This is a genomic window from Lysinibacillus sp. FJAT-14222, from assembly GCF_001278875.1.
Lineage (GTDB): Bacteria > Bacillota > Bacilli > Bacillales_A > Planococcaceae > Lysinibacillus > Lysinibacillus agricola.
The window spans coordinates 56,400-82,185 of record NZ_LIYL01000018.1 but is presented as its reverse complement, the minus strand read 5'-3'; the positions used below and the strand labels follow the sequence as shown (position 1 = coordinate 82,185).

General features: G+C 35.1%; 29 protein-coding genes and 1 pseudogene. 13 read left to right on the top strand and 17 right to left on the bottom strand.

Features of this window, described 5'->3' with window-relative positions; translation table 11 throughout:
* Positions 1 to 153: 153 nt before the first annotated feature.
* The 4 genes from AN161_RS08175 to AN161_RS28680 all read left to right on the top strand — a co-directional run bounded on the left by AN161_RS08175 (position 154) and on the right by AN161_RS28680 (position 4,203).
* Positions 154 to 1,773 (top strand): sensor histidine kinase, encoded by a 1,620-nt coding sequence (locus AN161_RS08175; RefSeq protein ID WP_075807208.1) that lies wholly within the window; start codon positions 154 to 156, stop codon positions 1,771 to 1,773.
* Positions 1,742 to 2,455 (top strand): response regulator, encoded by a 714-nt coding sequence (locus AN161_RS08170; RefSeq protein WP_053593866.1) that lies wholly within the window; start codon positions 1,742 to 1,744, stop codon positions 2,453 to 2,455. The genes AN161_RS08175 and AN161_RS08170 overlap by 32 nt, the downstream gene beginning before the upstream one ends.
* A gap of 105 nt (positions 2,456 to 2,560) precedes the next feature.
* Positions 2,561 to 3,883: a citrate:proton symporter gene (locus tag AN161_RS08165; RefSeq protein ID WP_053593865.1), complete on the top strand. Its 1,323-nt coding sequence runs from the start codon at positions 2,561 to 2,563 to the stop codon at positions 3,881 to 3,883.
* Positions 3,884 to 3,966: 83 nt separating this feature from the next.
* Positions 3,967 to 4,203 (top strand): hypothetical protein, encoded by a 237-nt coding sequence (locus AN161_RS28680; RefSeq protein WP_143114671.1) that lies wholly within the window; start codon positions 3,967 to 3,969, stop codon positions 4,201 to 4,203.
* Positions 4,204 to 4,382: 179 nt separating this feature from the next.
* On the opposite strand, the gene AN161_RS08155 is transcribed toward AN161_RS28680, so the two are convergent.
* Entirely contained in the window at positions 4,383 to 5,174 is a 792-nt protein-coding gene (locus AN161_RS08155; RefSeq protein ID WP_053593863.1) for a DUF2268 domain-containing putative Zn-dependent protease, read from the bottom strand.
* 108 nt (positions 5,175 to 5,282) lie between these two features.
* Here AN161_RS08155 and AN161_RS08150 point away from each other — a divergent pair, with 108 nt between their 5' ends.
* On the top strand, positions 5,283 to 5,534 hold the full coding sequence (locus AN161_RS08150; protein WP_053593862.1) for a hypothetical protein: 252 nt from the start codon (positions 5,283 to 5,285) through the stop codon (positions 5,532 to 5,534).
* A gap of 91 nt (positions 5,535 to 5,625) precedes the next feature.
* On the opposite strand, the gene AN161_RS08145 is transcribed toward AN161_RS08150, so the two are convergent.
* Positions 5,626 to 6,363: a polysaccharide deacetylase family protein gene (locus AN161_RS08145; protein WP_053593861.1), complete on the bottom strand. Its 738-nt coding sequence runs from the start codon at positions 6,361 to 6,363 to the stop codon at positions 5,626 to 5,628.
* 340 nt (positions 6,364 to 6,703) lie between these two features.
* Between AN161_RS08145 and AN161_RS30970 the strand changes: the two genes are divergently transcribed.
* The 3 genes from AN161_RS30970 (at position 6,704) to AN161_RS08135 (ending at position 8,060) form a co-directional block, all read left to right on the top strand.
* Positions 6,704 to 6,826 (top strand): hypothetical protein, encoded by a 123-nt coding sequence (locus AN161_RS30970; RefSeq protein WP_256469487.1) that lies wholly within the window; start codon positions 6,704 to 6,706, stop codon positions 6,824 to 6,826.
* A 147-nt stretch (positions 6,827 to 6,973) separates the two neighbouring features.
* The gene (locus tag AN161_RS08140; RefSeq protein WP_053593860.1) at positions 6,974 to 7,276 is read left to right on the top strand and encodes a DUF1805 domain-containing protein; all 303 of its coding nucleotides are present in this window, start codon (positions 6,974 to 6,976) and stop codon (positions 7,274 to 7,276) included.
* 133 nt (positions 7,277 to 7,409) lie between these two features.
* A complete protein-coding gene (locus AN161_RS08135; protein WP_053593859.1) occupies positions 7,410 to 8,060 on the top strand; it encodes an SIMPL domain-containing protein in 651 nt (216 codons plus the stop codon).
* Between the two features lie 296 nt (positions 8,061 to 8,356).
* Here the strand turns inward: AN161_RS08135 and AN161_RS08130 are convergent, their stop codons facing one another.
* The 3 genes from AN161_RS08130 to AN161_RS08120 all read right to left on the bottom strand — a co-directional run bounded on the left by AN161_RS08130 (position 8,357) and on the right by AN161_RS08120 (position 10,990).
* Positions 8,357 to 9,217: a DUF4097 family beta strand repeat-containing protein gene (locus tag AN161_RS08130; protein ID WP_053593858.1), complete on the bottom strand. Its 861-nt coding sequence runs from the start codon at positions 9,215 to 9,217 to the stop codon at positions 8,357 to 8,359.
* 158 nt (positions 9,218 to 9,375) lie between these two features.
* Positions 9,376 to 10,074: an ABC transporter permease gene (locus AN161_RS08125; RefSeq protein WP_053593857.1), complete on the bottom strand. Its 699-nt coding sequence runs from the start codon at positions 10,072 to 10,074 to the stop codon at positions 9,376 to 9,378.
* Complete coding sequence (locus AN161_RS08120; RefSeq protein ID WP_053593856.1) at positions 10,067 to 10,990, bottom strand: ABC transporter ATP-binding protein; 924 nt, start codon at positions 10,988 to 10,990, stop codon at positions 10,067 to 10,069. The genes AN161_RS08125 and AN161_RS08120 overlap by 8 nt, the downstream gene beginning before the upstream one ends.
* A gap of 158 nt (positions 10,991 to 11,148) precedes the next feature.
* On the opposite strand from AN161_RS08120, the gene AN161_RS08115 reads away from it, so the two are divergent.
* Together AN161_RS08115 and AN161_RS08110 are read left to right on the top strand one after the other, a co-directional pair.
* Positions 11,149 to 11,874 (top strand): response regulator transcription factor, encoded by a 726-nt coding sequence (locus AN161_RS08115; protein WP_053593855.1) that lies wholly within the window; start codon positions 11,149 to 11,151, stop codon positions 11,872 to 11,874.
* The gene (locus AN161_RS08110) at positions 11,865 to 12,959 is read left to right on the top strand and encodes a HAMP domain-containing sensor histidine kinase (protein ID WP_053593854.1); all 1,095 of its coding nucleotides are present in this window, start codon (positions 11,865 to 11,867) and stop codon (positions 12,957 to 12,959) included. The genes AN161_RS08115 and AN161_RS08110 overlap by 10 nt, the downstream gene beginning before the upstream one ends.
* A gap of 46 nt (positions 12,960 to 13,005) precedes the next feature.
* Here AN161_RS08110 and AN161_RS08105 read toward each other — a convergent pair whose 3' ends face one another.
* A complete protein-coding gene (locus AN161_RS08105) occupies positions 13,006 to 13,869 on the bottom strand; it encodes an EamA family transporter (protein ID WP_053593853.1) in 864 nt (287 codons plus the stop codon).
* On the bottom strand, positions 13,866 to 14,777 hold the full coding sequence (locus AN161_RS08100; RefSeq protein WP_053593852.1) for a DMT family transporter: 912 nt from the start codon (positions 14,775 to 14,777) through the stop codon (positions 13,866 to 13,868). Before AN161_RS08100 ends, AN161_RS08105 begins: the two co-directional genes overlap by 4 nt.
* A gap of 115 nt (positions 14,778 to 14,892) precedes the next feature.
* On the opposite strand from AN161_RS08100, the gene AN161_RS08095 reads away from it, so the two are divergent.
* Positions 14,893 to 16,230 carry a PLP-dependent aminotransferase family protein gene (locus AN161_RS08095; protein ID WP_053593851.1) on the top strand — a complete coding sequence of 446 codons (1,338 nt, stop codon included), beginning with the start codon at positions 14,893 to 14,895 and terminating at the stop codon, positions 16,228 to 16,230.
* Between the two features lie 80 nt (positions 16,231 to 16,310).
* Positions 16,311 to 16,556 carry a hypothetical protein gene (locus AN161_RS08090; protein ID WP_053593850.1) on the top strand — a complete coding sequence of 82 codons (246 nt, stop codon included), beginning with the start codon at positions 16,311 to 16,313 and terminating at the stop codon, positions 16,554 to 16,556.
* 46 nt (positions 16,557 to 16,602) lie between these two features.
* Here the strand turns inward: AN161_RS08090 and AN161_RS27460 are convergent, their stop codons facing one another.
* The 9 genes and pseudogenes from AN161_RS27460 to AN161_RS30555 all read right to left on the bottom strand — a co-directional run.
* Positions 16,603 to 16,761 carry a DUF1540 domain-containing protein gene (locus AN161_RS27460; RefSeq protein ID WP_075807207.1) on the bottom strand — a complete coding sequence of 53 codons (159 nt, stop codon included), beginning with the start codon at positions 16,759 to 16,761 and terminating at the stop codon, positions 16,603 to 16,605.
* A 496-nt stretch (positions 16,762 to 17,257) separates the two neighbouring features.
* A complete protein-coding gene (locus AN161_RS08085; protein WP_053593849.1) occupies positions 17,258 to 18,520 on the bottom strand; it encodes an erythromycin esterase family protein in 1,263 nt (420 codons plus the stop codon).
* Positions 18,521 to 18,738: 218 nt separating this feature from the next.
* Complete coding sequence (locus AN161_RS08080; protein WP_053593848.1) at positions 18,739 to 19,476, bottom strand: ABC transporter permease; 738 nt, start codon at positions 19,474 to 19,476, stop codon at positions 18,739 to 18,741.
* Positions 19,477 to 20,187 carry an ABC transporter permease gene (locus AN161_RS08075; RefSeq protein WP_053593847.1) on the bottom strand — a complete coding sequence of 237 codons (711 nt, stop codon included), beginning with the start codon at positions 20,185 to 20,187 and terminating at the stop codon, positions 19,477 to 19,479. It abuts the gene before it with no gap.
* Positions 20,184 to 21,095 carry an ABC transporter ATP-binding protein gene (locus AN161_RS08070; protein WP_053593846.1) on the bottom strand — a complete coding sequence of 304 codons (912 nt, stop codon included), beginning with the start codon at positions 21,093 to 21,095 and terminating at the stop codon, positions 20,184 to 20,186. Before AN161_RS08070 ends, AN161_RS08075 begins: the two co-directional genes overlap by 4 nt.
* 279 nt (positions 21,096 to 21,374) lie before the next feature.
* On the bottom strand, positions 21,375 to 22,727 hold the full coding sequence (locus AN161_RS08065; RefSeq protein ID WP_053593845.1) for a HAMP domain-containing sensor histidine kinase: 1,353 nt from the start codon (positions 22,725 to 22,727) through the stop codon (positions 21,375 to 21,377).
* The gene (locus AN161_RS08060) at positions 22,724 to 23,392 is read right to left on the bottom strand and encodes a response regulator transcription factor (RefSeq protein WP_053593844.1); all 669 of its coding nucleotides are present in this window, start codon (positions 23,390 to 23,392) and stop codon (positions 22,724 to 22,726) included. The genes AN161_RS08065 and AN161_RS08060 overlap by 4 nt, the downstream gene beginning before the upstream one ends.
* A 220-nt stretch (positions 23,393 to 23,612) precedes the next feature.
* On the bottom strand, positions 23,613 to 24,059 hold the full coding sequence (locus tag AN161_RS08055) for a VOC family protein (RefSeq protein WP_053593843.1): 447 nt from the start codon (positions 24,057 to 24,059) through the stop codon (positions 23,613 to 23,615).
* A gap of 70 nt (positions 24,060 to 24,129) precedes the next feature.
* Positions 24,130 to 24,253 (bottom strand): annotated as a pseudogene (locus AN161_RS30555) (GNAT family N-acetyltransferase); the annotation flags it as partial.
* Between the two features lie 167 nt (positions 24,254 to 24,420).
* On the opposite strand from AN161_RS30555, the gene AN161_RS08050 reads away from it, so the two are divergent.
* Positions 24,421 to 25,266 (top strand): aldo/keto reductase, encoded by an 846-nt coding sequence (locus AN161_RS08050; RefSeq protein ID WP_053593842.1) that lies wholly within the window; start codon positions 24,421 to 24,423, stop codon positions 25,264 to 25,266.
* A 69-nt stretch (positions 25,267 to 25,335) separates the two neighbouring features.
* Here AN161_RS08050 and AN161_RS08045 read toward each other — a convergent pair whose 3' ends face one another.
* Complete coding sequence (locus AN161_RS08045) at positions 25,336 to 25,719, bottom strand: helix-turn-helix domain-containing protein (RefSeq protein WP_053593841.1); 384 nt, start codon at positions 25,717 to 25,719, stop codon at positions 25,336 to 25,338.
* Positions 25,720 to 25,786 lie beyond the last annotated feature (67 nt).

The window sequence follows — 25,786 nt, the reverse complement described above, 5'->3', positions numbered from 1 at the left end:
TGAAGGCCCTTCTCTATTTGTTGAATATTTATGATAGACTAATCATCAGACAAATGCGCTATTTTCGAGATATTTTTATTTTTCGCAAAGTTAGCAGTCTGTCACCACAATAGAAAAATTGATTACGAGTATCAAACTACATAGAGGTGAAATATGAAAAGTTGGTTCCAATCTCTTACAGCTAGAATGATTTTTTTAATAAGTATCCTGATCCTTTTAATATGTGGAATGTTTATGTATCTTTTACAAGAACATATTCGAGATACGACAGAAAAACAGATGGGAATGGAGGCATTAAATATTGCAAAAACCCTCGCATCTATGGAAGAGATCATTACGGCATTCGATAAAGAAAATCCAAGTGAAATCATCCAACCAATCGTTGAACCTTTAAGAAAAGAAATTGACGCAACATATATTGTCGTTGGAAATTCTGAAGGCATTCGTTATTCACATCCTTTAAAAGATAAAATCGGAGAAAAAATGGTTGGTGGAGATAACGATGCCGCATTGCTAGATAGACAAGCTTATATTTCTAAAACTATGGGGTCATTAGGCGAATCTATTCGAGGTAAAGCTCCCATCATATTAGACAATAAAATTATTGGTGTTGTATCAGTCGGTTTTTTAACAGAAAATATCGACACTACCATCGAAAGTTATATTCACAATTGGATAAAATACTCGATAATTATTCTTTTAATAGGAGTATTAGGGGCAATAGTTATTTCCATCTATATAAAAAGATTATTGTTTAATATGGAACCCATTCAAATTGCTAAATTATATCAACAAAACAAGGTCATTTTAGAAACAACAGAAGAAGGAATACTGGCTGTCAATCACTTTAATCAAATTACTACCATTAACAAAAGTGCTTATGAAATGCTAGATTCTACTCACAATAAACCTCTATCAGAATGGATGGGTACAAAAATTGAACATATTTTTACGCCTAAGATTGTTACAGAGGAAAACATTCATAATTTAGAACTACCACTCGATGAGCATATTATAATTTTAAATAAAGCACCTTTAGTTGAAAAGAAAAGGAAAATTGGTTCATTATATACCTTTAGAAAGAAAGTAGATATTCAAAAAATTATTGATGAATTAAAGCAGATGAAGCAGTATGCAAATGTTCAACGGGCGTATACTCATGAGTTTGCGAATAAACTTCATATCATTTTAGGCTTGCTTGTTCATAAACATTACAACGAAGCAATTGAGTTTATTAAGGAAGAACGAAACATACAACTTAAAAATCAAGCTTTTTTAAATAGTAATTTAACAACCCCTCTTCTACTTGCATTAATTCAGGGGAAAATTGCAGAAGCTGCTGAACTGGGCATCAAACTTGAGTTAAACGAAATTTCTTCATCTATTGAATTATCTAAACAGCAAGAGGATGCTATCCTAACAGCACTTGGTAATGTACTTCAAAACGCTATTGAGACTTTAAAAAGCTGGGAATCCTCAGATAAAGTGATTCAGCTATCGATTAACAATTACAAAAATCATTATTTATTTGAGATTCAAGACAATGGGCCAGGCATTGATAACAATATTTACGATAAAATTTTTACAAAGGGTGTTTCTACTAAAGAAGGTTTAGATCGCGGACATGGACTGGCTATAAGCAAGAAAGCCCTTCAGGAAATAAATGGGGAAATTTTATTAGATTCAGGTGATTTACCAGGAGCATGTTTTTTAATTATAGTTCCTAAAGGAGACATTGAGAATGACAACATTAAAAAGTGTATGGATTATTGAAGATGACTTTAGAGTAGCAAAAATTCATGCAGATTATGTTCATGATATTGATGGATTTATCGTCACTGAAAATTTACGTTCAGGAAAAGAAACGATTGAAAAGTTGAAGATGACTTCTAGCTTACCAGAAATTATATTAACAGATTTGTATATTCCAGATGTTGAAGGTAGCTCATTAGCAAGCCATATACGTCACCTCTATCCTTCTATTAAAATTATCGTAATCTCAGCAGCAACTGAAATAAGTTTAATAAGGGATGTATTGGATTTAGGGATTTTAGATTACTTAATTAAACCCTTTGAACAACAACGACTTCAACGAGCATTTCAGAAATATTTGCAGGAATTTCGTTTATTTAACAACAGCACAAACGTCACTCAAAATGACCTTGATTCCATATTTTATAGTGAATCAAACAATAAATTAGTATATGAGGATACGTTTGTAAAAGGGATTGATTTGCATACATTACAAATTGTTAAAAGCATTTTTGAAGATCTCAAAACCCAGGAGCTTACAGCCTCACAATTAAGCGAACTCATCGGTTCTAGTCGTTCAACAGCTCGCCGTTATTTAGAATACTTAGTTGGTGAGCAGTTTTTACAGACGAAATTAATTTACGGCACCGTTGGAAGACCTGAACGGAAATATGTATATCATGGAACTTATGAACAAAACTAATAGTATGTTCTTTATTTAACATATGACTATATTATTTTCCTCCCTTTAGCACTATGGTATTTTTTAAATAATCTGAATGATTTGTCACAAAGGGAGGAAATATTTTTGAGTCTAAGTATAATCGGATTTTTCACAATTATTATTATTGTTGCCCTACTTATTAGTGGTCGTGTATCACCACTTGTAGCAATGGTTATACCACCTATCGTAGCAGCATTAATAGCTGGTTTTAATTTCGATGAAGTAGGGGAATTCTTTAGTTCTGGATTAAGCTCTGTGATGAACGTAGCTGTTATGTTTATCTTTGCTATTATTTTCTTTGGCATTATGCAGGATGTAGGATTATTCGAACCATTGATCAATAAAATGATTACGCTTTCAAAGGGGAATATTATTGTCGTAGCAGTTATAACAGTCCTTATTGCTGTAGTAGCGCAACTAGATGGTTCTGGAGCTTCAACATTTTTAATTACAATTCCAGCTTTATTGCCTTTATATTTACGGTTACGTATGAATCCATATCTGTTGCTTTTATTAATTGCGGGATCAGCCGCAGTTGTTAATATGGTGCCTTGGGGAGGTCCATTAGGTCGTGTGGCTTCAGTTTTAGAGGTCGATGTAACTGAACTTTGGTATCCTTTAATCACTATTCAAATCATTGGTGTCGTTTTAATGTTAGCTTTAGCAGTGTTCCTTGGTTTTAGAGAAAAGAAGCGTATTCTGAAACAATACGGTACCCTTGACTTCACAAATGATGATCATGCTATTACACAAGGTGTCGTTTCATCAGAAGTAGACACAAGCTTACAACGACCAAAATTATTGTGGATTAATGCAATTATTACTGTTTTGGTTATCGGAATTTTAGTTGCAGGTATTTTACCAGCAGGATTAGCCTTTTTAATTGGAGTGGCCATCGCCTTGCCAATCAACTATCGTACTCCTAAAGATCAAATGGCACGTGTACAAGCACATGCTCCGAATGCCTTAACGATGGCATCCATAATAATTGCTGCTGGATTATTTTTAGGTATACTCAATGGTACAGGAATGTTAACTGCTATTGCCAACAATGCTGTAAATATTTTGCCATCATTCCTATTATCTTATTTACATATCATTATCGGGGTATTGGGAGTACCATTTGATTTGTTACTAAGTACGGATGCATATTACTTCGCTTTATTCCCTGTAGTTGAACAGATTGGCTTATCTTTCGATATTGACTCTCTTTCAACTGGTTATGCGATGATTATTGGTAATATTGTAGGTACATTTGTATCACCACTTGCCCCTGCTGTTTGGTTAGCTTTAGGCTTATCAGGCTTAGAAATGGGGAAACACTTAAGATACTCTTTCTTTTGGATGTGGGGATTAAGCATCACTTTATTATTCATTGCTGTAGCATTAGGGATTATTGCTATCTAACTCATCACCGAATGTTGGAGATGATATTGGTTAAAACGAATGCCATGTGTATAAGTTGATTGGAGTGGAGGCTGGGCGACTCCTTGGGGATTAGCAATAGAGGAACGAAGGCTAAGAGCATCACGTCCTGTGATAACGCCTTCGTGACCAACGTCGTGTTGGCCCAAGCGGCTCATCGGACGCCCCCAGGAAGCTTTGCTCTGTGCGAAAGCGTAGCGTCAGCAACAACAACAAATGTTTTCTGTAGCGAAAGCAAAGCGGCAGCTACAATTGTTTTATCTGTGCGAAAGCGTAGCGTCAGCAACAAATGTTTTTTGTAGCGAAAGCAAAGCGGCAGCTACAATTGTTTTATCTGTGCGAAAGCGTAGCGTCAGCAACAAAGCGCCCAGTCGGAACGGAAATCAACCCCACGTTATGGTGATGAACCATATAAATGAAAATATAGTACCAGTTGTCGAGTAGTGAATCGGCAACTGGTTATTTTTATATAGGTATCGCCTTATAGTGGAAAATCAGAGCCAGCAAGTATTTCCTTCGAGCTTTTTTCATGAAGTTTATTGGATGAATGATTTTTTATATAGGTCCTTACTATTTCATAACCAATGCAATACCCTATCCATTGAGGAAGCTTTCCACCATATAAAAATTCAACATGATTGGTTAATCCTTGAATATTGATTTGAGGCAAAAAATGCTCCTTCCATATTTCTAGCATCTTATCCAATGAGTAATGCCTCAACCATGGCGCCAACCATTTATCTCCGTAAATTTCCTCTACTGCACATTCTGCTAAACCTTCTAAAATTAAAGAATCTAACAGGGTCACTTCGTTTAGAGATTTATTTAAATATTGCAGACGACAAACATGATTGTACTCATGTGCAAATAACGCTTTAAGTTCCTGCTTTTTAAGCTCTCCTATATATAAAAACATAGCATTTGGATAGGCAACACCGTTTTTATTGGTTATTGTCTGCTCCTGCGTTATCGGGAAGATATAGATTGGAATATTTGGACCGCTCCATCTCTCCTCTAAATAAATAAATTCCTTTTGTACTATTTCCCAAACATTTTTTTCTTTTAACCTCTTAATATCTATTTTTTCATGTGACTTAAATAGCCCCTGTTGCTGTAGTTCAAATAGTATTTCGTCTGGATATCCACCATCAAAAATCTCTACTAAATGACTGCAAAGAATAAAGCGTTGTAAGTCTTCAAGATCTTTTCTGTGAGTATGCTTATGATTAGCCATTAATTCATTGAGCCACTCATCTGTTGGCATCACTGACATACATTTCCCCCCTTACTATAGCTTATGTCTAAAGTAGACAATCGGCTAGTGATAATATATAAAACCGCATATATTAGCTTGTAAGGAAGTCGAAAGGAGGGATATTTTGTGAATCCAGCTGATACTTATAATCTTTGCTGTAATTATCATGGTAAACGTGTAAGAATTATGGAAACATGCGGCAGAGTACATTATGGAGAAATAACTAGGGTGGATAGAAGACAGGTATGGATTCTACCTGATAGACGATTTGGCGGTTATGGATTAGGTTATTGGGGTTGGGGAGGATCCGGTTTTGGCGTCGGAATCGCACTTGGAGCAGTTGCCGGAATTGCACTAGCACCACTATTCTTTTGGTAATAATAAAACATCCGCTGCGCTACGACAGATCTACTGTCATGGGAAAAAAAATAAGCCATTTCAATCCATTGCTGAGATGGCTTATTTTCCCTTATTGCACTTGCTCTTGTTGCTGTTTGCTTTTAATCAACTCGGATATTGTGACAAATGTATAGCCTTGTTTTTTAAGTTCTGGTAATATTTCTTCCAGTGCCTTAATGGTCTGCGTGCGATTGCCGCCTCCATCATGGAACAGAATAACATCTCCAGGCTTTGATCCCTTCAGCACCTTTTGTACAATTTTGTTTACACCCGGCTGTTTCCAATCTTGAGTATCCTGATGCCAAGACCACATAACTACTTTGTATCCATCCTTAACAGCGGAATTGATCATTTGATCATTATAGTTACCACCTACAGGACGGAACAAAACTGGAGAAAATCCAGTAATGCCATAAATTATTTCCTTTGTCTTATGCAATTGTGCCTGCAATTCAGCAATGGAAGCTTTAAACGGATGTGAATACGTATGATTGGCCAGCTCATGCCCTTCAGAATAAGATCGTAAAACAAGGTCTGGATACTTTTCTGCATTTTTTCCAATAATAAAAAAGGTAGCCTTTGCATCATACTTTGCCAATAAATCTAAAATAGCTGCCGTATATCTGGGATGAGGGCCGTCGTCAAAGGTTAGAGCAATTATTTTATCTTCTGTGTTAATGTCCCACACAACTTCCCCTGTCTCCTCATAATAAGGTCGACCTTTATCTGCATAGGTTGGCAGCTCTGTAAAAAATACCGATATGATTAAAAAACAAAGGAATAAAACCAATACATATTTACGTGTCATAGCATCACCTCCCAAGTTCAAATTCACATAACTCCGTCAACTTACTATTTACGAATTACAATGAATTATACTTGTGAAGGATTGGCTGTTTTCTCCTCTTAATTATTTCAAAAAACCTTTTAATGTGTTTTATCACCACATTAATTGATTTTGCTTTTATGTATATATTTTCAAACAAATTGCCTGTTAAATTTTGAACAAAATGTGAAATCACTCACATAGTACTTTATTTTTTCATCGATTGATGTAAAATAAAAGCAATAACTGATATATAACAACTAGAAGAAAAATGAATTTTATCGCAATTGTTATAGTACAAAACAACAAAGGGGATTTCATTATGTGGATTATTACAGTTTTTGAACAAAATACTTATCGTATGTTCGAGTACAAAACGAAAAACGAGGCAACGGTTGCATTAAAGAATTTCAAGCAAACTGCTATGCTTTCTTATACAAAATAATTAAAAAGAAGAATCAGCTCATAAACGAGTTGATTCTTTTAGCTTTTTACGTATGTATCAATTTTAACTTTACAATAATTTTTATTGGAAAAGTCGAACACCTTTTTATCTATCGCCATATGTATAGAGAGAAAAGGAGTGATTTTGATGGTGACAATTGAGCCTATTATGATTCAAGGGCATTTTTTCACTGCTGTAATTGTCCAATTACCAAAAACAACGCTACTGACCGTTTCAAATGATACGGGCTATATCATGTGTGGGGCTTTAGATGTTGGTTTATTAAATGATCGCTTAGCAGACCGGAAAATTATTGCTGGGCGAGCAGTCGGCGTGAAAACTATTGATGAGCTTTTGACGGCTCCATTAGAATCTGTTACTTATGAAGCGCAGCTGCTAGGTATTACTGAAGGAATGTCTGGTGTAGAGGCATTATTAAAAATGATCTAACAACTATTTTTTTGCATAAATAAAGCGTCAAGGCATTGAACTAGACGCTTTTTCATTTGATTGTTATTTCATGATATTGAACATTTTCATCTTATCACAAGCATAGTATGAGCCTTTCGAAAGGTGGTATTCTATGTATTATACAAATGTCAGTCAGCAAACTTCTCATGTACCGCGTGTCATAGTTGTAACCGGAAATGGGAAAGTAATAGCTAAAGCAAGCTATGTCCAGCTTCAAATAGAGGTAAGAACACAAGGGAAAAATGTACAAGATGCACAGCAGGAAAATGCGATGATTATGAATCGTGTCATTCAATCCATTTTAGCTCTTCATATCCCAAAAGAACATATTCAAACGTCAGGCTACAATATTTCACCTCTTTATGAATTTCAGAACGGTAAACAAATTTTTAATGGCTATGAAGTGACAAATACCATTACAGTTAAAGTAGCTGATACAAATCAGGTTGGTGCTGTTATTGATACAACTGTTCAAAACGGTGCAAATCGCATTTCCTCCATCCAATTTAACATTGAAAATGCGGATGCATATTACCAACAGGCACTTAGTTTAGCTCTTCATAATGCCCAAATGAAAGCTAAAACAATTGCGGAGACGATGCATTTGTCCATCCAGCCTCAGCCAATCGAAATCATTGAGGAACATGAAAGTGGACCTGCCCTGTATAAATCAATGGCGATGGCCGATTCCACCATTTCTACACCTATTGAACAGGGGCAAATGACCGTAAATGCGACTGTTCGAGTGAAGTTTCAATATTAAACGAGCCTTCTGCCTCATACCATGAAGGCTCTTAAAGTTATTGAAGCTTGTAGAGATTATCTGTAGTTAAATTCAAGTGTATTTTTTCTAGACATATTACTTCATCAGAGGTTTTAAAAATGATAAATATGGAGAACTGATATCATTATTATTAACTACAATGTCTGCATTTTGTTGTGGTTCATGTTCTTTTAAATATAGACTTGATGCAACACGATACCTGTTAATATTATCCGCTAATTTCGAAACAAGTTCTCGTCTTAACATTATTCATTAACCTCACAGATTGTAAGTTTTTATTTTACAGTTATCACACCTCTTTTGCTAATTAATTCCAATTTGTTTGCCGCATCACCAATCTTACCGTTCTTTAATTGATCCGTATGTTTTTCTTTCTGATATCCTTCTAGATTAACGCTTATGTCGGATGATTCACTGTTCGCTATAAGCTCTAATGATTTTGGTGCCTCTTTGTATGCTACTGTAATATCTCCCGAAGCAGTCTCTACAAACAATGCTTTTCCTTCGATGCTTCCTTTTATAAAAACTTCACCGCTAGTCGAAGTAATTTTCGTTTTTGAACTGTTTATTCCAGTTATATAGCTATCGCCTTTTGTAGCACCTATTGTTAATTCATTTAAAGAACTGTCTGCGATACTCAACTCATCATCTTTTGATGTGATTATACCTTTATTAGCCGATAGTCCTTTAATGATTTTAGCCCCAGAATCCGTTGAAATAGACAGTTCATCTGTTTCAATGTTGTTAATTTTGATATCACCATAGCCGTTTTTTAATGCAATCTTATTCACTGCATTTTTAGGGATAGAAATGTGAATAGTATCTTTTTTTCCAAAGCTAAAGTTTTTCATAACTCCTTCTTCAGTGCCTTGTTGATGTACTTTAATTTTATTTCCATCTTTCTTAACTTCAACAGGATTGTTTTGTGGCTTACCTTCAATTTCAATTGTTAATTTTTCAGATTCTGTACTCTCTAATGTTATATCCCAAGATTCAATGTTTATTTCTAGTTCTTCAATTTTCTGAGCATCAAAGGACTGTTGTTCATTAATACCCTTTTCTCCATTTATTTTAAGAGTGAATACAATTCCACCTATTGCAATAACAAATAGAAAAGCAATGATTGCTTTTTTCACTTTACATCCTCATTTCTCGTATCAATCATGTCCCAGTATAATTCAGCGAATATTTGGAGATCCGCTGAAAAATAATTTAAATTCAATTCACCTCACCGCCTATAGAGGGGGAGACTCTGACGCTTCGCTTTCGCTACCAGAACATTTGCTGAAAGTAGTTAAATTAAATCTACTTTGTCGACTTTATAATAAGACAGATAGCCAATAATAAGCCCTAATAGACACATAATTATAGGGACACCGATAAATTGAAATAAACTGGCAGATGTACCCCCATTTGAAACCGTTGTATTAATAACAAATCCAATTAAAACAGCTGATGTAATTGTCGAAGCTGTTGATTTTTTGCGCATACCAAAGTATAGAGGAATTAAGCTTACCCCAGCAATCATAAATGCATGGATAAAAGTAGACGGTATTGTAGCTACCATTTCCTGTATTTCAACAGACGTTTCAAACAAGTTCATCATTGGATTTAAGAAATAAACAGCGATATTGATCATAATGGTTGCAATCATAATGCTAAAGAAACAAAATCCAAAAACTAGAGACAGCTTAGCAAGAATAATTTTTTTCCTTTTTAATGGATACGTAAATAATAATTGGACTGTCTTATTTTTATATTCGTCAATGACTAAACGAGATAAAATCACACTCGCAAAAATGATAAACACAATGCGAATTAAAATATTTGTTAAAGACATAAAATCTGTATAATCCTGAAACATCTTTTCATCTCCGGAACCCACGGCCATAAGTGCAACTGCCGCAAAAATCCCAACAATACAAATAATTAAGCTTTTAAAATAGCTAGCTATTCGATTCTTTTTCCATTCAAGTCTTAATAGTTTAAGCAATTTGATTACCCCCATTAATAAGATTTAAGAAATACTCTTCTAAATGTTGTTGCTGTTTTTCAATTCCATTGACAACAATGTCATTTAAAATAAGTTCTTTATTAATTTGAGATTGAGAAATGTCATGTTCAAAAATTCGAATACAATGCTGATTCACAATTTCATATTTTCGAATACCTAATTTGTTCTCTAGCACATGTGCTGTTTTTTTCAAATCATCTATTTTAATCTCCAAGTACTCCATGTTTTCTTTTCGAATATCCTCCATTCTTACTTCCTTTAATAATTTTCCATGATGGAGGATGCCAATTGTATCTGCTATTGATTCAATTTCTGCCACGATATGACTTGATATTAAAATAGTGATTCCATGCTCTTCTTTTAAAAGCATTAAAAGCTCGCGTATATCTTTAATGCCTATAGGATCAAGACCATTAATCGGCTCATCAAGAATCAGAATCTCTGGTTTCGTGACAATTGCCCGTGCGATGCCTAACCTTTGCTTCATCCCTAGCGAAAACTCATGGATTTTTTTATTTTCCACTCCATTTAACCCCACAATATCTAGTGCCTCTTTTACAGCTCCTTTTTCATAAACACCAATATACTCGCAGTGAAGCTCTAAATTTTCCTTTGCTGTCAATCTTCCATAAAACTCTGGATACTCAATAATGCTACCTATTTTACTCAAGTATTGATAGGAAGTAGTCGAAATGGATTGATTAAATATTTTAATCTCACCTGAGGTTGGTTTTACTAAATTTAAAATCATTTTCATAATCGTCGTTTTTCCAGCCCCATTCGGACCTAAAAACCCATAAATCTCCCCTTTCTTAACGTTCATATTGACATCCGAGACGGTCTCGATTCCTTTAAAGCTCTTACTTAATTGATGTATTTGAATAACGGTTTCCAAGTTATGTGCTCCTTACCAATTTGAATTTGTTACATTAAGCTTAATAAGTGAAAGTAAAATCAAAGTAAACTCGATGGAAAATGACAGTAATTTTTTTCAAGAGAGTAAGGATATAAGGATCAGAAGCTGTTATGATGAGATTGAAATGAGGGATAAAATTGGAAGCTGCAGAAAAAATCCTAATCGTAGATGATGAAATTGGCATCTTAAAGTTATTAGAAATTACGTTGAGGAAAGAAAACTTTATCAATATTGATACTGCATCGACAGGCAAAGGTACACTACAGCTTGTAAAAGAAAATCAGTACGATATTATTTTGCTCGATATCATGCTACCAGATATAAGTGGCTTTGAACTTTGTACAGAAATACGTAAGCAGACAAATACACCTATTATTTTTGTCAGTGCTCGCTCTACAGATTTTGATAAACTAACAGGATTGGGTATTGGTGGAGATGATTATATTACAAAGCCTTTTAATCCTTTAGAGGTCATCGCTCGAATAAAGGTCATCCTTCGACGTCAAAAAATGTATGAGAGTTCTCAGCAACAACAGAGCACAAAATTCGACTTTGGTTATTTTGCTCTTAACCCTGAATCTGCAACATTAATCGTTAACGATCAACTTGTCGAATGTACAGCTAAGGAGCTAGAGCTACTACATTTCTTTTGTAAAAATCCTAATCGCATTTTCACAACTTCACAGCTCTATGAATTCGTGTGGGGAAATGATGTATATGGCGAGGAGAAAACCGTCACGATTCATATTTCAAAGCTAAGGAAAAAGCTTGGGGATGATACGCGTAAACCTAAAATAATTGTGAATTTAAGGGGCATTGGGTATAAATTCATTCCACCAAAAGAGGATTCATTATGCGAATAAAAACTCGATTTACGTTACATCTTGCACTGGGGATTATTCTGTGGATGCTTTTGAGTGGTATTTGTATTGTTATCGGACTCGAAGGTATTCTCCCACTCTTTAAAAAATCTGTTAGTGAAGCTTATCAGAGTCTACTAGTCGCATGGATTTTCGGGTTTAGTACTATTGTTTGCATCGCTGTATTTGGTTGGTATTTCGGGGGTCCTCTTGGTTTTATAATGTCTTGGATCCATCAGCTATCACAGGAAAACTATACACAACCTGTTGGACTAACTAAAATCTACACCCGTAAAGGGAAGCTCCGTATGCGTTACATGTTATATCAAGAAGTACTTCAACACCTACAATCCTTATCAGGAAAATTAAAAGCTGCTGAAACAGAACGTGAAAAGGTTGAACAAGCAAAACAAGAATGGATTGCCGGTATATCACATGATTTAAAAACGCCATTAACGTATATTACAGGCTACTCCACTCTATTATTAAACGATCAATACGATTGGTCTAAGGAGGAAGCTCGTTCCTTTATTCAAGAAATCGCAGATAAAGGCAAGCATATGGAGGAACTTATTCAAGATTTAAGTCTCGTCATTCAGTTTAATAATACAGACGGAAAGTTACCGTTGCATAAAACCAACCAGGATATTGTGGATTTTACAAAAAGAATTGTTGCTAATATAAGCAATAATCCACAGGCAAATGACTATATATTGCATTTTAAAGCGGAAACTTCTGTAATCAACATTGACTTTGATACGAAATTCATGCAACGGATATTGCAAAACATTCTTATGAATTCCATTATCCACAATCCACCTAACACAGATATTTATACACAGATTGTTGATAGTAATAAGCATGTAGAAATCCACATTGTGGATAACGGCGTAGGGATGTCCACACACATGCTAGAAAATATTTTTCAGCAATATTATCGCGGAACAACAACAGATGCCTCCTCTGAGGGTACTGGGCTCGGCATGGCGATTGTTTATAAACTCGTTCAAGCTCATAACGGCACTATCTCTGTACAGAGCGAACCTTCTAATGGAACAACGTTTATTATTACAGTACCTAAAAAATAGAAACCCCACCTCTTAGAAGCTAACATCTAAGAGGTGGGGTTTTTGCCTAGTCACTTTTGAATGCCTTTTTATTTGATAACAAAAGCGCACAAAGAATAATAAATATTCCTATTATATGCTGCAATGCCAATGATTCGTTTAAAATAAAATACCCCATCAGTACACCAACTACAGGAACCATGTAATTACTAAAGGAAGCAAATAATGCTCCCTCTTTTTTAATTAATAGGTTATATAGCATGTAAACAATCCCCGCGTGGAAAATACCTAAAATAACAATCGAGGCCATTTGTAGCCTATCTATATCCAAATGTAATGGTCGTTCAAAGATAAAGGCTCCTGGTAACAATATGATTGTAGCAATCCATAATACATTTCGCATATGAATAACTGACGAACGATTATCTAATTTTTCCATCAAAATTAATGACAGTGCAAAACTAATTGCCGCCAATAAGAGGAGCGCATTTCCAAATACTGTTTCTGAGCCGCTCATTGCTTGTGTCGGCCATGATAGAATAACCATTCCTAAAAATCCTAAAAAAATACTGGAAAATTGAAACTTACTTACTTTCTTTTTAAAGAAAAGTACGAAAAGAATTAAAGTGATAATTGGTACTGTCGCTATAAGCATAGATGCAATGCTGCTCGAAACATACTTTTGTCCTTGGGCAATAAGGATAAAGGGTAACACTACTTCAAAAAAAGCAATGCCAACATACAATTTGAAATCGGTCGAGCCTTTTTCTCTTTTAAAAAATAAGCTAATGAAGGATAAACATAGAGCACCAATGATTGCTTTTAGCAAGGATAGGGTAACTGCTCCAATATCATTCGTTACTAGCGCTACGAAGAAAAATTGAGAACCCCAAATACAGCTTATTAATAGTAAAAGGATATATTTACTCATTGTGCTCCCCTCCTATGCCCAAAATAATTGGTTCCTATTACGCCAATAATAATGACTAGCCCACCAATCAAATGATAGAAATGAAATGTTTCCTGTAAAAAGATCACACCCGATAGTATTGTAATAAGCGTAGCAAAATTACTAAAAACACTCATTTTGGAAGCTTCCAATATCGATAAAGTATAATTTGACAAGTAGGAAGTAACGAGGGAGGATAGAATACCTAAATATAAAATAGCTATAACAAAATCCACATGAACAAATGGTTTGAAAAATTGAAGAAGCGTACCATTTATTAAGTGATTTCCAATTGCTACTCCATTAAAAATTACAAACCCACATAATGTCATCACATATGTTAATGTCAGTAATGAATATTGTTTTGTAAGCTTTCTTGCTAAAACGTTATATAGCGAAGCCGCGCAAGCTGACAGTAATATAAATCCACTACCGATTAAATTTCCTGAGCTAGCACTTCCATTGTTCATAAAGAGCATATAGATAACTCCAAATACTGATAAACTAATGAAAATAAGTTGTTCTCGTGTAGCTTTTTCCTTTAAAAGTAGACTTGCAAGCACTAATGTAAAAATAGGAATTGTCGCTTGAATAATTCCAGCCTCTGTCGAGGAAATTCTTGCGAGTCCAAGCACCTGAAAAGTAAAAAATGCTATCGGATATAATAGTGCCAAAGGTAGAATTTTGGCTATATCTTGTTTATTAATTTTCAACTTATTCTGGGTAATGACTATACAAAAGACAATACCAATAAGTGCGATAGTAAATCGATGTGCAAGTGTATCAATAGGGCTTGCCACTGTCAATGTAACTTTAACAAACATAAATGATAGCCCAATGACAAAAGCATAAATAATTGCTGCCAAATACGCCTTTCTTTTTACTGTCATATAATGTACTCCTTCTTTTCATTCCGGCCGGTAAAGCTATAGTAATAAAAAGTAAAGACTCACACGATATAAAAAATACACATCTGTACCGATACAGATGTGTAGGAGGATGTATATGCTTAAATATGAATTAATCTATTCCAAGCTATTGAACCAAATACAAACAGGTGCCCTACAGTCTGGCGCAAAGCTTCCCTCTATTCGTAATTTATCTCAAGAATTTTCTTGTAGTAAAAGCACCATATTAACCGCCTTAAGGAAACTGGAAAATCAGCATCTTATCTATGCCCTAGCCAAAAGTGGTTACTATGTCGTTGACAATCAACTTCCAGATAAGCCACAAGAATACAACTGTATTGATTTTGCGACATCATCACCTAGTTGGCATGCATTCCCCTACAAGGATTTTCAGCATTGTATTAATAAAGCTATTGAGACATATCAAGCAGACTTATTTCGATATGGCACAGCAAAAGGATTACCTTCGCTAATTATAGAAGCAAAAAAATTGTTAGAATCGTATCAAATATTTACAAAGGAAGATAATATCTTTATCACTTCTGGTGTACAGCAGTCTCTCTTCTTGTTAAGTGTTATGCCATTTCCTAATAATCGGACAACAATTTTAGTAGAACAGCCTAGCTACCATCTATACATGGATTATTTAAAAACATATCAAATACCAGTAATGGGCATTAAAAGAACATTAGAAGGTATAGATTTAGAAGAGTTAGAAATTATTTTTAAGAAGCATGATATTAAGTTTTTTTATACAATGCCACGCCTGCACAATCCTCTAGGTACTTCCTTTAGCAAAAAAGAGAAGGATGATATTCGAAAGCTTGCCTATAAATATAATGTTTATATCGTTGAAGATGACTATTTAGCGGATTTCGATCAAAATACAAAAAATGATCCAATATTTACAGATGATACTGAGGAGCATGTTATATATTTAAAAAGCTTCTCTAAAATTATGTTTCCAGGCTTACGTATTGGACTTGCTATTTTACCAAATGCCTTCATTGATATTTTTCAGAAACAAAAAAACACTACTGATATTGATAGTTCCATGATTTCACAAGCTGCGCTAGAGCTATATTTAAAAAGTGGTATGTTTGAACGCTACCAAAAGAAAGTGAGCGAAGCCTATACAATACGCGCCAATATACTTCAGCAATCCATCAAAACTTATTTGCCAAAATATCAAGCATCTACAGAAATTTGCATGCATAGTCATATCGTATTGCCAAGGGAGGTCAATACAAATATGCTCATACAGCATTTAACACAGCAGGACATTTATTTAGATACAATTGATCGAAATTATTTAAATGAATTTTACCGAGAACGAATTTTAAAACTAAATGTTTCGAATGTAGCTGACCAAAAAATTGAGGTCGGTATAAAGGGAATTGCTCAGGCCCTCAGCAATCCTAATAACTACTTTTAAATGGGAATGGATTCATTCATGAAAATTTGTAGCTAGACATATAGTTAGACATCATCATTTGGTTCAATAAGGAGGATTATATGCATTCGGAAAAAATGAGACTAAGAAAGATTCAACATCTAGCTCATGAAATTACTGATGAAATGAATAAAGGTGAAGAACTTGCCCACTTAGAAACATTAATTCCTGTTATTGATAATTTGTCTCGTGCCATTGGCGATTTAACAGATTCCTATGGACAGTATTCATTAGATTATGTAGAGGAAAAAGTAAAACATGCTCATGCGCTCTTATTTAACAAGGAAAAAGTGGATGTCTATTTATAAAGACATGGGAAAAGGGTAGCCATATATTTGGTTACCCTTAAAAAATTTAATGCGTTTCAGGATTGAATGTTTTGCAATCTGTTTCTTCACTATTAGATGCCTGCTGTCCCTTTTGACTTACAACATAAATTTTTTCTGCAGTACATTTGTTTCCAGAATCCCAAAATGTACAGTTATTGACTTCACAAAGAATTTCTTGTGCCATTGTTTCCACACCTCCTCTTTTTTATCATTAACAAAATCGAGGTATTCAATACTTATTTATAGAAGGTGTAATGATACTGAAATATACATCATCTTATATGGATGTTTACTCGCTATTTGCTTTCTGATTAAGAAACTTCGGTTTCATAATTATGAAAAGAGGCTAGGACAAAATTATCTTTGCAGGGATGAGCGATTTATCGAGACAGTTTTGAGATTTATCGAAACAGTTTTGAGATTTATCGAAACAGTTTTGAGATTTATCGAGAACTTTTCATTGTTTATCGACCAACTTTATCGATTTATCACCCAACTTTCGGAAAATATCGATATCTACCTTCATGCGACACTACCTGACTGCACTGATAATTCGCGTCGCATATTTTTAATGTAAAATTAAACATCAAAAAAGCGAGAAATCAACGTTTCTAAATTGATTTCTCGCAACTTTTTAAGGTTTTGACCAGATTTATCCCAGCCTCATTTTTTTCTGCACATTATTCTATAACTTTTGTCGGTGTTGCCTCTTGAACAATTATCATGCCATTATATGCCTCAGCAGGTGTCATATTAATTGTATAAAGCATCTTCATAAACTTATACCAAACACTAAAGTCATCTCCGATATTACCCATTCTTTGTTTTTTTGCTAAGATGTCAGCTAAATCAGGCGATTCATTAGCCTTTTTAAAGTCTACATAGAATATATTTTCCTTCACTTCGCTGAAAGCATCTATTAATGCATTATGGTGCTTAATTGTATACTCTTTTCTTTCGCCTGACCCATTTTGTGCCTGAAACGTATTATTAACAAAGTCAGTCCCAATAGCAAAGTACGCATCTTTATACACTTCATCTAAGTATTGGCCCATAGATTTGTATCCTGCCATATTCGCTGAAGTTTTCTCTATATGCCCATTATGAGCAGACATCAGTACTTTATCATGTCCTTGAGCCGCCTCAAAATCAACGATCCATTGTAAGTTGTTCGCTAAATACTCATCACGAAGATTCATATAATTACTGTCATTTAAAAATAATTGCGTGCGTTGCTTCATGATTTGTACATATTGAGCAGCAAATAAATAAGCTTCTTTTGATGATTGCTTTACATAAGCATCTTTATTTGTTTCCAAATCCTTTATGATGGCATCAATATTTTCGTCTAGTTCTTTTAGTTGGTCATTCTTTAAATCGCGCATTGTCTTATTTGAAACGTGTTGTAACAGGGCTGCATATTCCTTTGCTTTGTCCTGATCAACCACTTCATAATAATCCAATAACCCTTTTTTACTAAAATCATAACGTTGCATATCGTTACCGTAAAAATAAACTTTATCTTTCTCATCGGCTGTCATGTTATAATCATGCATCCATTGAACAAACTCAATCATTTGCTCCGTTTTATAGATACCATAATCCAGAGTTTTTACCGCTTCCTCAGCTGTGCCAGTACCATTTAAAATAAACTGATTGATTTGCTGAGCGCCACCAAAATCACCTTCTAACACAAAAACACGAACATTTTCATTTTTTATTAGAGCTTGAAATACATCCTTCTTTAAAGTTTGGAATTCAACGTTACCATGTGTTGCTTCTCCAAAACCAATTACTTTCACATCATTCGGAATATCGATATCCTCAACCGCAGATGTATATTTTGAAGCATCTTTAATGGGTTCTCCCTTTCCACATCCAGCTAGAGATAACAAAAGAAATAATGCTGAAATTAATAGAAAGCCCCTTTTAACAAATACCATTTATAAAAATCTCCTTTAATCTATAGAAAAAGTTATCCCGCGTTAACGGGCAGTAATTTATCTGTACTGAAAGCGAAGCATCAGGTACAAGTCTCACACCTCACATTTTAGAGAAAGCAAAGAAGTTAAGTGAGAGATTAACTGCCCGTAATCGCCCGATTGGTGAAGACTAATAATCAGAGGGGATGAAGTAAATCCCCACTGATTAAAGTTTCACTTTATACAGCTTTTCGTTGGAAATATAAATACCCTCCAAGGAAAAACAGTAAGAACCCTCCTCCTACAACTGTTAATAATTGATCCCAAGGCACAAAGAATACATCATCCGTATTGCCGACTATATACATCATTGAGAATGGCTGAGCCCATGGATAGTAAGGTCCAAAACGCTCGGAATTGATGATTAATATGGAAGGTAAAGTAAAAATAACGTTTACTGCAAATGGGGCAGCAAAGCTTTTAAACATAATGGACATCCACAGCTGCAAAGCGACTAATGGCAATGTCGCTACCCATCCTCCGATAATGCTCTTCCAAACAATCTCCATTGGGAAAGGGTCTGTATAGCCCTTTATCATGCCTACAGCAAATATAGAACATAAATACAATAACTGCATCGCCAACACAAGAAGCATAATTAATGCATACTTAGCTACAAATACTCTTCCTCTTGTCACCGGCAATGCTAAAAGCTGTTTCCAGCCTCCAGATTGATGCTCATATCTACAAATAAGACTCGCAAATACCCCTGCAATTAAAGGTAGAAATAATAATGCATACGTTAAATTCATTGAAAATAACGGAGTGTACCAATTATTCACTTCAAAACCTTGCATTTTAGATTCAAAATTTGATGTTAATCCGATAAAAAGTCCGATAATAGGCCCTGCTAAGATTATTGGCACCATTTTTGATTTTCTCAGTTTAAACCATTCAGCGCTCAGTATAGACCACATTTATTTTACATCCCTTCTAGCAAAATCTATCATTCCGATAATATACAGTAAAATACCAATGCCTATCCCAAGCATGACATTAATAACGGGCTCATCCCATTGATTCATTAACGATGGCCATTTCCAAATCATCCAGTCAGGCAATACATATGAGGAATAGGTAAAAATCACGCCGAAAATACCTACTGTAATTGGGATCCCCTGATTATGACAAACACTCGCAATCCAAAGCTGAAGTGCTAATATTGGCAATGCAGCAAAATATGGATAATAAGCAAATTTAGCAAGTTCCGCATATGGTATGCTATCACCTAAATCTAAAAACACTCCATAAGCCATTGACATTAGCATTAAAATCGTAGAAGACATAAATAGTAAAATTGCCAAGACAGTGAATTTTGATAAGTACACTGTTAATTTAGACACCGGTAGTGCAATTAATTGCTTCCAAGCGTTCGTTTCATTTTCAATACTCGCCATAAATGAAGTTAAAATAGCAATCCCTAAAACTATAGCTAGTGGTGTAAATGAATGAACGTTTAATAAATAGAAGCCCCAATCGTCCTCGCTTTGCTCTAACAAATAGTCCTTCCTTAAACCGTAATTCACCATTTGCAGAGCAACAACACCAATTGGTCCTAAAGCTGTTAAAAACCATAATCCTTTGCGTTTAATTTTCAAAAAGTCAGAAGTTAACAGTTTTCCTATCATAGCGCTTGCTCTCCTGTTGTCATTTGAAGGAAAATCTCCTCTAATGATCGCTTCTCTTCCTCTACTCGGTAAACCGAAATGCCTTCTTGTACGAGGATTTGTACAATATGTGCCACTTTTTCATCTGAGCATTCATCTAATAAAATGAGGTCATCCCTATGTTCTGCCTTAATGCCATTTGCTACTAGTGAACGCCAACCCTTGTCACCATTGCTCACCTTAATTAATACCTTTGGCTGAGCAAATCTACGCATTGCTTCAATCGAATCTTGGAAAATCATTTTTCCCTTCGTAACGATGCCCACTTGTGTAGCCATTTGATCAATTTCTGATAGTAGATGACTTGAAATAATAATCGTCATCCCATATTCCGAAGGCAGTCGTTTAATTAAATTACGGATTTCGATAATACCAGATGGATCAAGACCATTTGTTGGTTCATCTAAAATCAGTAATTCAGGATTATGTAACAAAGATGCAGCAATACCTAAACGTTGCTTCATCCCAAGAGAAAAGCCTTTTACTTTTTTATTTGCAGCATCCTTTAAACGAACAATTTCTAGCACTTCATCAATACGTGATTTTGGTACACCTAAAATTTTTCTTAGCGCTTCTAAATTTTCATAAGCCGTTAAATGTGGATAATAGGAAGGGTTCTCTACTAATGAACCGATTTTTTCCAAAATATTAATTCGTTCCTTCGTTATATCTTTTTGGAAAATTTTAATTGTCCCAGAAGATGGCTTCATCAGCCCGAGAAGCATACGAATCGTCGTAGTCTTTCCCGCTCCATTCGGTCCTAAGAATCCGTATATTTCACCTTTTCGTATTTTTAAATTTATATTTGATACAGCTTGCTCTTTACCAAAGCTTTTTGATAAATTTTCTGTTTGTACGATATATTCCATTGTCCTCACCTCTGTAATTATCATAAGTAATGAAGGTTAAAAGCAGGTAAGGTCTAAGTTTAAATTTTGTTTAAAAAAGGCACTTTATCATAACGTGGGTTGATTTTCGTTCCGGCTGAGCGCTTTCCTAGGGGCGTCAGCTGAGCCACTGATCCCAAGGAATTTGCATGGATTATGAATCAAAAAATAGCATGCCATAAACTTTGATGGCATACTATTTGGACAATCACTCTATGTACGAAAAATTGAAGCATGCCTTAACATGCTTCATGGAATATTCTATTTGTAGTGTTTAATTGTAATCTTGGTGCCGGATTCACTTGACTCAATATCCCATTCTAAATCCATGCTCTTCACCATAATATCAACGATAGATAAGCCGATACCAGCACCTTTAGCATTGGATTCATTTTTCATTCCGTTTCCATGATCCTTTATGATAAATGCATCATAGTGCTCCGTCGATTCGGTCTCCACGCCAATATATTTCCCACTATTCGCATGGCGTAATATATTTTGGAATAAATTATCGAGTATACGTCCAAGCCAAATCGGATCAACTTGCCATTCATTTTTCTCAAATGGGTGTATCTCAATATCGATTTCAAAGCCTTCCTTTTCAAACACTGAATACCATGTAGTCATTTGCTCACGTACAAAACGTATAACGTTGATTTCTTTCGCCTCAAATTTATATTTACTAGCCATCAGTAATGTATAGGACATTAAATTTTCTATTAAAGCGTCAACACTAACAATCGATGTTTCCATTGCCTTAATCGCTTGTTTTCCATCCTCTGATAATGCCTCTTTACTAATTGAATATGATTGCGCTCGTATTTTCGTTAATGGTGTTCGTAAATCATGTGATAAATTAGCAATCAATTCACGTCTTAGCTGTTCTTCCTTTTGCTCACGATCCTTACTCTCCCTAAGCTCGCACACCATACGATTAAAGCTTTGTTCAAGCTGACCGATTTCATCCTTTTTCTTGACCTTCGTTTCAATAGGCAAGCCATCTACATCACGAATTTCCATTGCTTCCTGAAGGTGCAATAGCCGTTTTCGAATCCCTCTGAAAAATAAAAAGGAGACTATAATGAAAAATAATATAATCGCAATAACGCCGACAATTAAAAGGTGCCCATATTGTTCATAAACATTTTTAAGAGGTGGATTAAACACTTCCCTAGGAATTTCAAAAACGATAAATCCATTCGATTCGTTCTCACCTAAAAAGGCAATGACGGTAAATGGATCTCCACCATAGCGCTCTTTTATAAATTTTGCAGTATATGCTGGCGTCCATTCTGATGGAAGTTGCTTCGTCACATTCAACGTTGTAAGTAATGTACCATCCTTACCTACCCAAAACATAGACGCTTTAGGGTATTGTTTCTCCCAACTTTCAAAATGCCCGGAAATTGTTCCCTCTTTAACGTCTTTTATACTTTTAGCTTCAGCATGCCACTTTTCCTCTACTTCGCTTTCCATAAGAACTTCACTTGAAAAATCAGTTTTTCCTATTCCAAACATAAAAGCGGCAATTGCAAAGTATGATAATTGAACAATTGATATGGCTAAAAAAATAATCAGCATATACTTTACTAATAATGATCGAAAAAATTTCATTGTTTCACCCTATATCCAATACCACGAATGGTTTCAATAATTGTCGGCTTGGCTGGATTTATTTCTATCTTTTCTCTTAAGTATCGAATATGCACCATTAATGTTTTATCGCCTTCTATATAGCTTTCACCCCAGACACCTTCATACAGCTGTTCCTTCGTTAAAATTTGATTTAAATGGCGAATAAAATACTGCAATAGATAGAACTGCTTACCTGTTAATTGAATTTCTTCATTAGTTTCCTTGCTGATAACCCGCATATCTTTCGTATAAATTTTTAAATGCTGAAGATCTAGTACATCATCATTCTTTTGATATCTTCTTAGTAAAACCTCAACACGAGCTATCAGTTCATCTGGGTGGAATGGCTTCGTTAAATAATCATCTGCGAAGTTAAGGCCCTCTATTTTATCCTCTACAGCAGTTCGTGCTGACAGCATTAAAATTGGGATCTCTTTATTTTCTCGCTTAATTCTTTTGCCAATTGAAAAGCCATCTAAGCCTGGTAACATTACATCTAATATAGCAATATCCTTAAAAGCTATGTGCTGATCGACTTCTTCCCCAGATTCGAGCCATGTAACCTCGTATCCTCTTTCCGTTAAATCCTTTGTCACCCATTGGCCAATCTCTTTTTCGTCTTCTATGTACAATATCCGATACAATGGTAATCCTCCCAATCTGCTCTAGATTTTAGAAATAAATGTTATTCTGTATTATACGATTTCATAGATTTGTACTCAATCATTGTCTGTAAAGTGAGAGAGTCCTTGAATAAATCACATCTAAGGCTAGGGGTATGTCGATAAAATCAAATTATTTCTCGTTAAAACAAGCTAACCATCAAAGAAAACGTATTTGGATTCCCCAAATACGTCTATCTTTTCAGTTATTTGTAATGATCAACATATCATTATCATCGAACTGCCACATATCGCCATAAGCAACTTCCCAATAGTAGCCGTTTGGATCTTGGAAATAGCCACTATAGCCACCCCAGAATACAGTTTCTGGCTCCTTGACGATTTTCGCCCCCGCCTTTTTAGCCAAATCAAACACTTGATCAACTTCCTCTTTCGACTTTCCGTTATAAGCAAGTGTAATCCCGTTAAAGCCATTGTCGATAGCAGGTGGATTTGCTTCGTTAATATCTTTTACTAGACGGTCAATCGGAAACAGTGAGATTTTTGTTCCTCCATTATTAAAGAAAATAACATCTGGATTTGTTTCCTCACCATAAACAATTACTTCAAATCCCAGACCCTCTCGATAAAATCTAAGAGACTCGACCATATCTTTTACACCCAACGTAATTAAATTTAAACGATTCATCTCTCCATCTCCTTTATAAAAGTTTCAATATACTTATTCTATTTCGAGCATTGAATCCCCTTCTATCCACTCATTTTGCTTCAGACCAAATACTTTTTGTATAAGCCATTTTTCAATCCGCAACGTTCCATATTATTTTGACTAATGGATGCGAATTTTGCATGACCTATCATTAAACTACAATTTTGTTTGAGGCCGATCCTCGTAAACTAATAAAAATTTCTTACAGCGAACCATTGATATCTCACAAAAGTAACCTCCACGTTTCTATGAAACCAAAAAGTGCGTACTTTTTTTTGCACTGGCATGAAAGCATAATAAGAAAGCAACAGAGCACTAACAAAAATCGGAGGACAGAAAAATGATCAATCATTTACAAGATACAATCACATTAAATAATGGCTTACAAATGCCAGGAATGGGCTTAGGCGTATTCCAAATCGAAAATGATACTACTGCAGAAATCGTTAAAAATGCGATTGAGGTCGGTTACCGTAGTATCGATACTGCCGCTATTTACGGCAATGAAGCAGGTGTTGGTGATGGCATTAGACAAGCATTAGCATCTACAGGTTTAAAACGTGAGGAATTATTTATTACCTCCAAAGTATGGAACGATAGCTTGAGCTTTGAGGAGACAATCGCAGCATACGAGGAAAGCTTAGAAAAATTAGGGTTAGATTATTTAGATCTCTATCTTATCCATTGGCCAGGTAAAAATAAGTATGAAGAGGCTTGGAAGGCTCTCGAGGATTTATACGAGGAAGGAAAAATCAAAGCGATTGGAGTATGTAACTTCCACGTAGAACACTTACAGAATTTATTAACATTTGCTCGCATTACACCAGTTATTAACCAAGTGGAATTCCATCCACGATTACAACAAGCAGAGCTTCGTTCATTCTGCGAAGAGCACAATATACAACTGGAGGCTTGGGCGCCATTAATGCAAGGTGGGCTTCTTGAAGATGAAACTATTTCAAAAATAGCTAAAAAATACGGGAAATCAAATCCTCAAGTTATATTACGCTGGGATATTCAAAATGGTATCGTCACAATTCCAAAATCTGTGCGTAAAGAACGTATGATTCAAAACGCTGAGATTTTTGATTTCACTCTAACTGATGAAGAGGTGGCGATCATTAACGCTATGAATCTAGAACAACGTGTTGGACCAAACCCAGATGAATTTGATTTTGTCATGTAAACGATAGCTATGTAAACGTGAAAGAGACTGTCCTATTTTTTTCTCTTAGACAGTCTCTTTCCAATCTATTTAAGACGTATGCTTTATCGCGATATCTTCATCACGTTGCATTAACAGTACATCTTCACCTTTATCTTGTAGCATTTCGATATGTTTTTCACCCCAAGTGCAGAGGATGTTCAGCACTGGGTCCATTTCTTGACCATAGGGCGTTAACGAATATTCAACTTTTGGCGGTACTTGATTGAAAACCTTGCGATTAATTAATCCAGACTGCTCTAATTCACGCAATTGGTTTGTTAGCATTTTTTGCGAAATGCCTGGAATCAATCGGCGAAATTCATTCGTACGAATCTTACCATGGTGGGTCAGATGACAAAGAATGACTGGTTTCCATTTACCCCCAATTACTTCAAGAGTGGCTTCAACACCAATATTATAAACTTTTTTCATTGTAAACCCCCTGTAATATTCAAAAGTAACTAAAAGTACTCTACATAACTTTTTAGTATGTATGAAT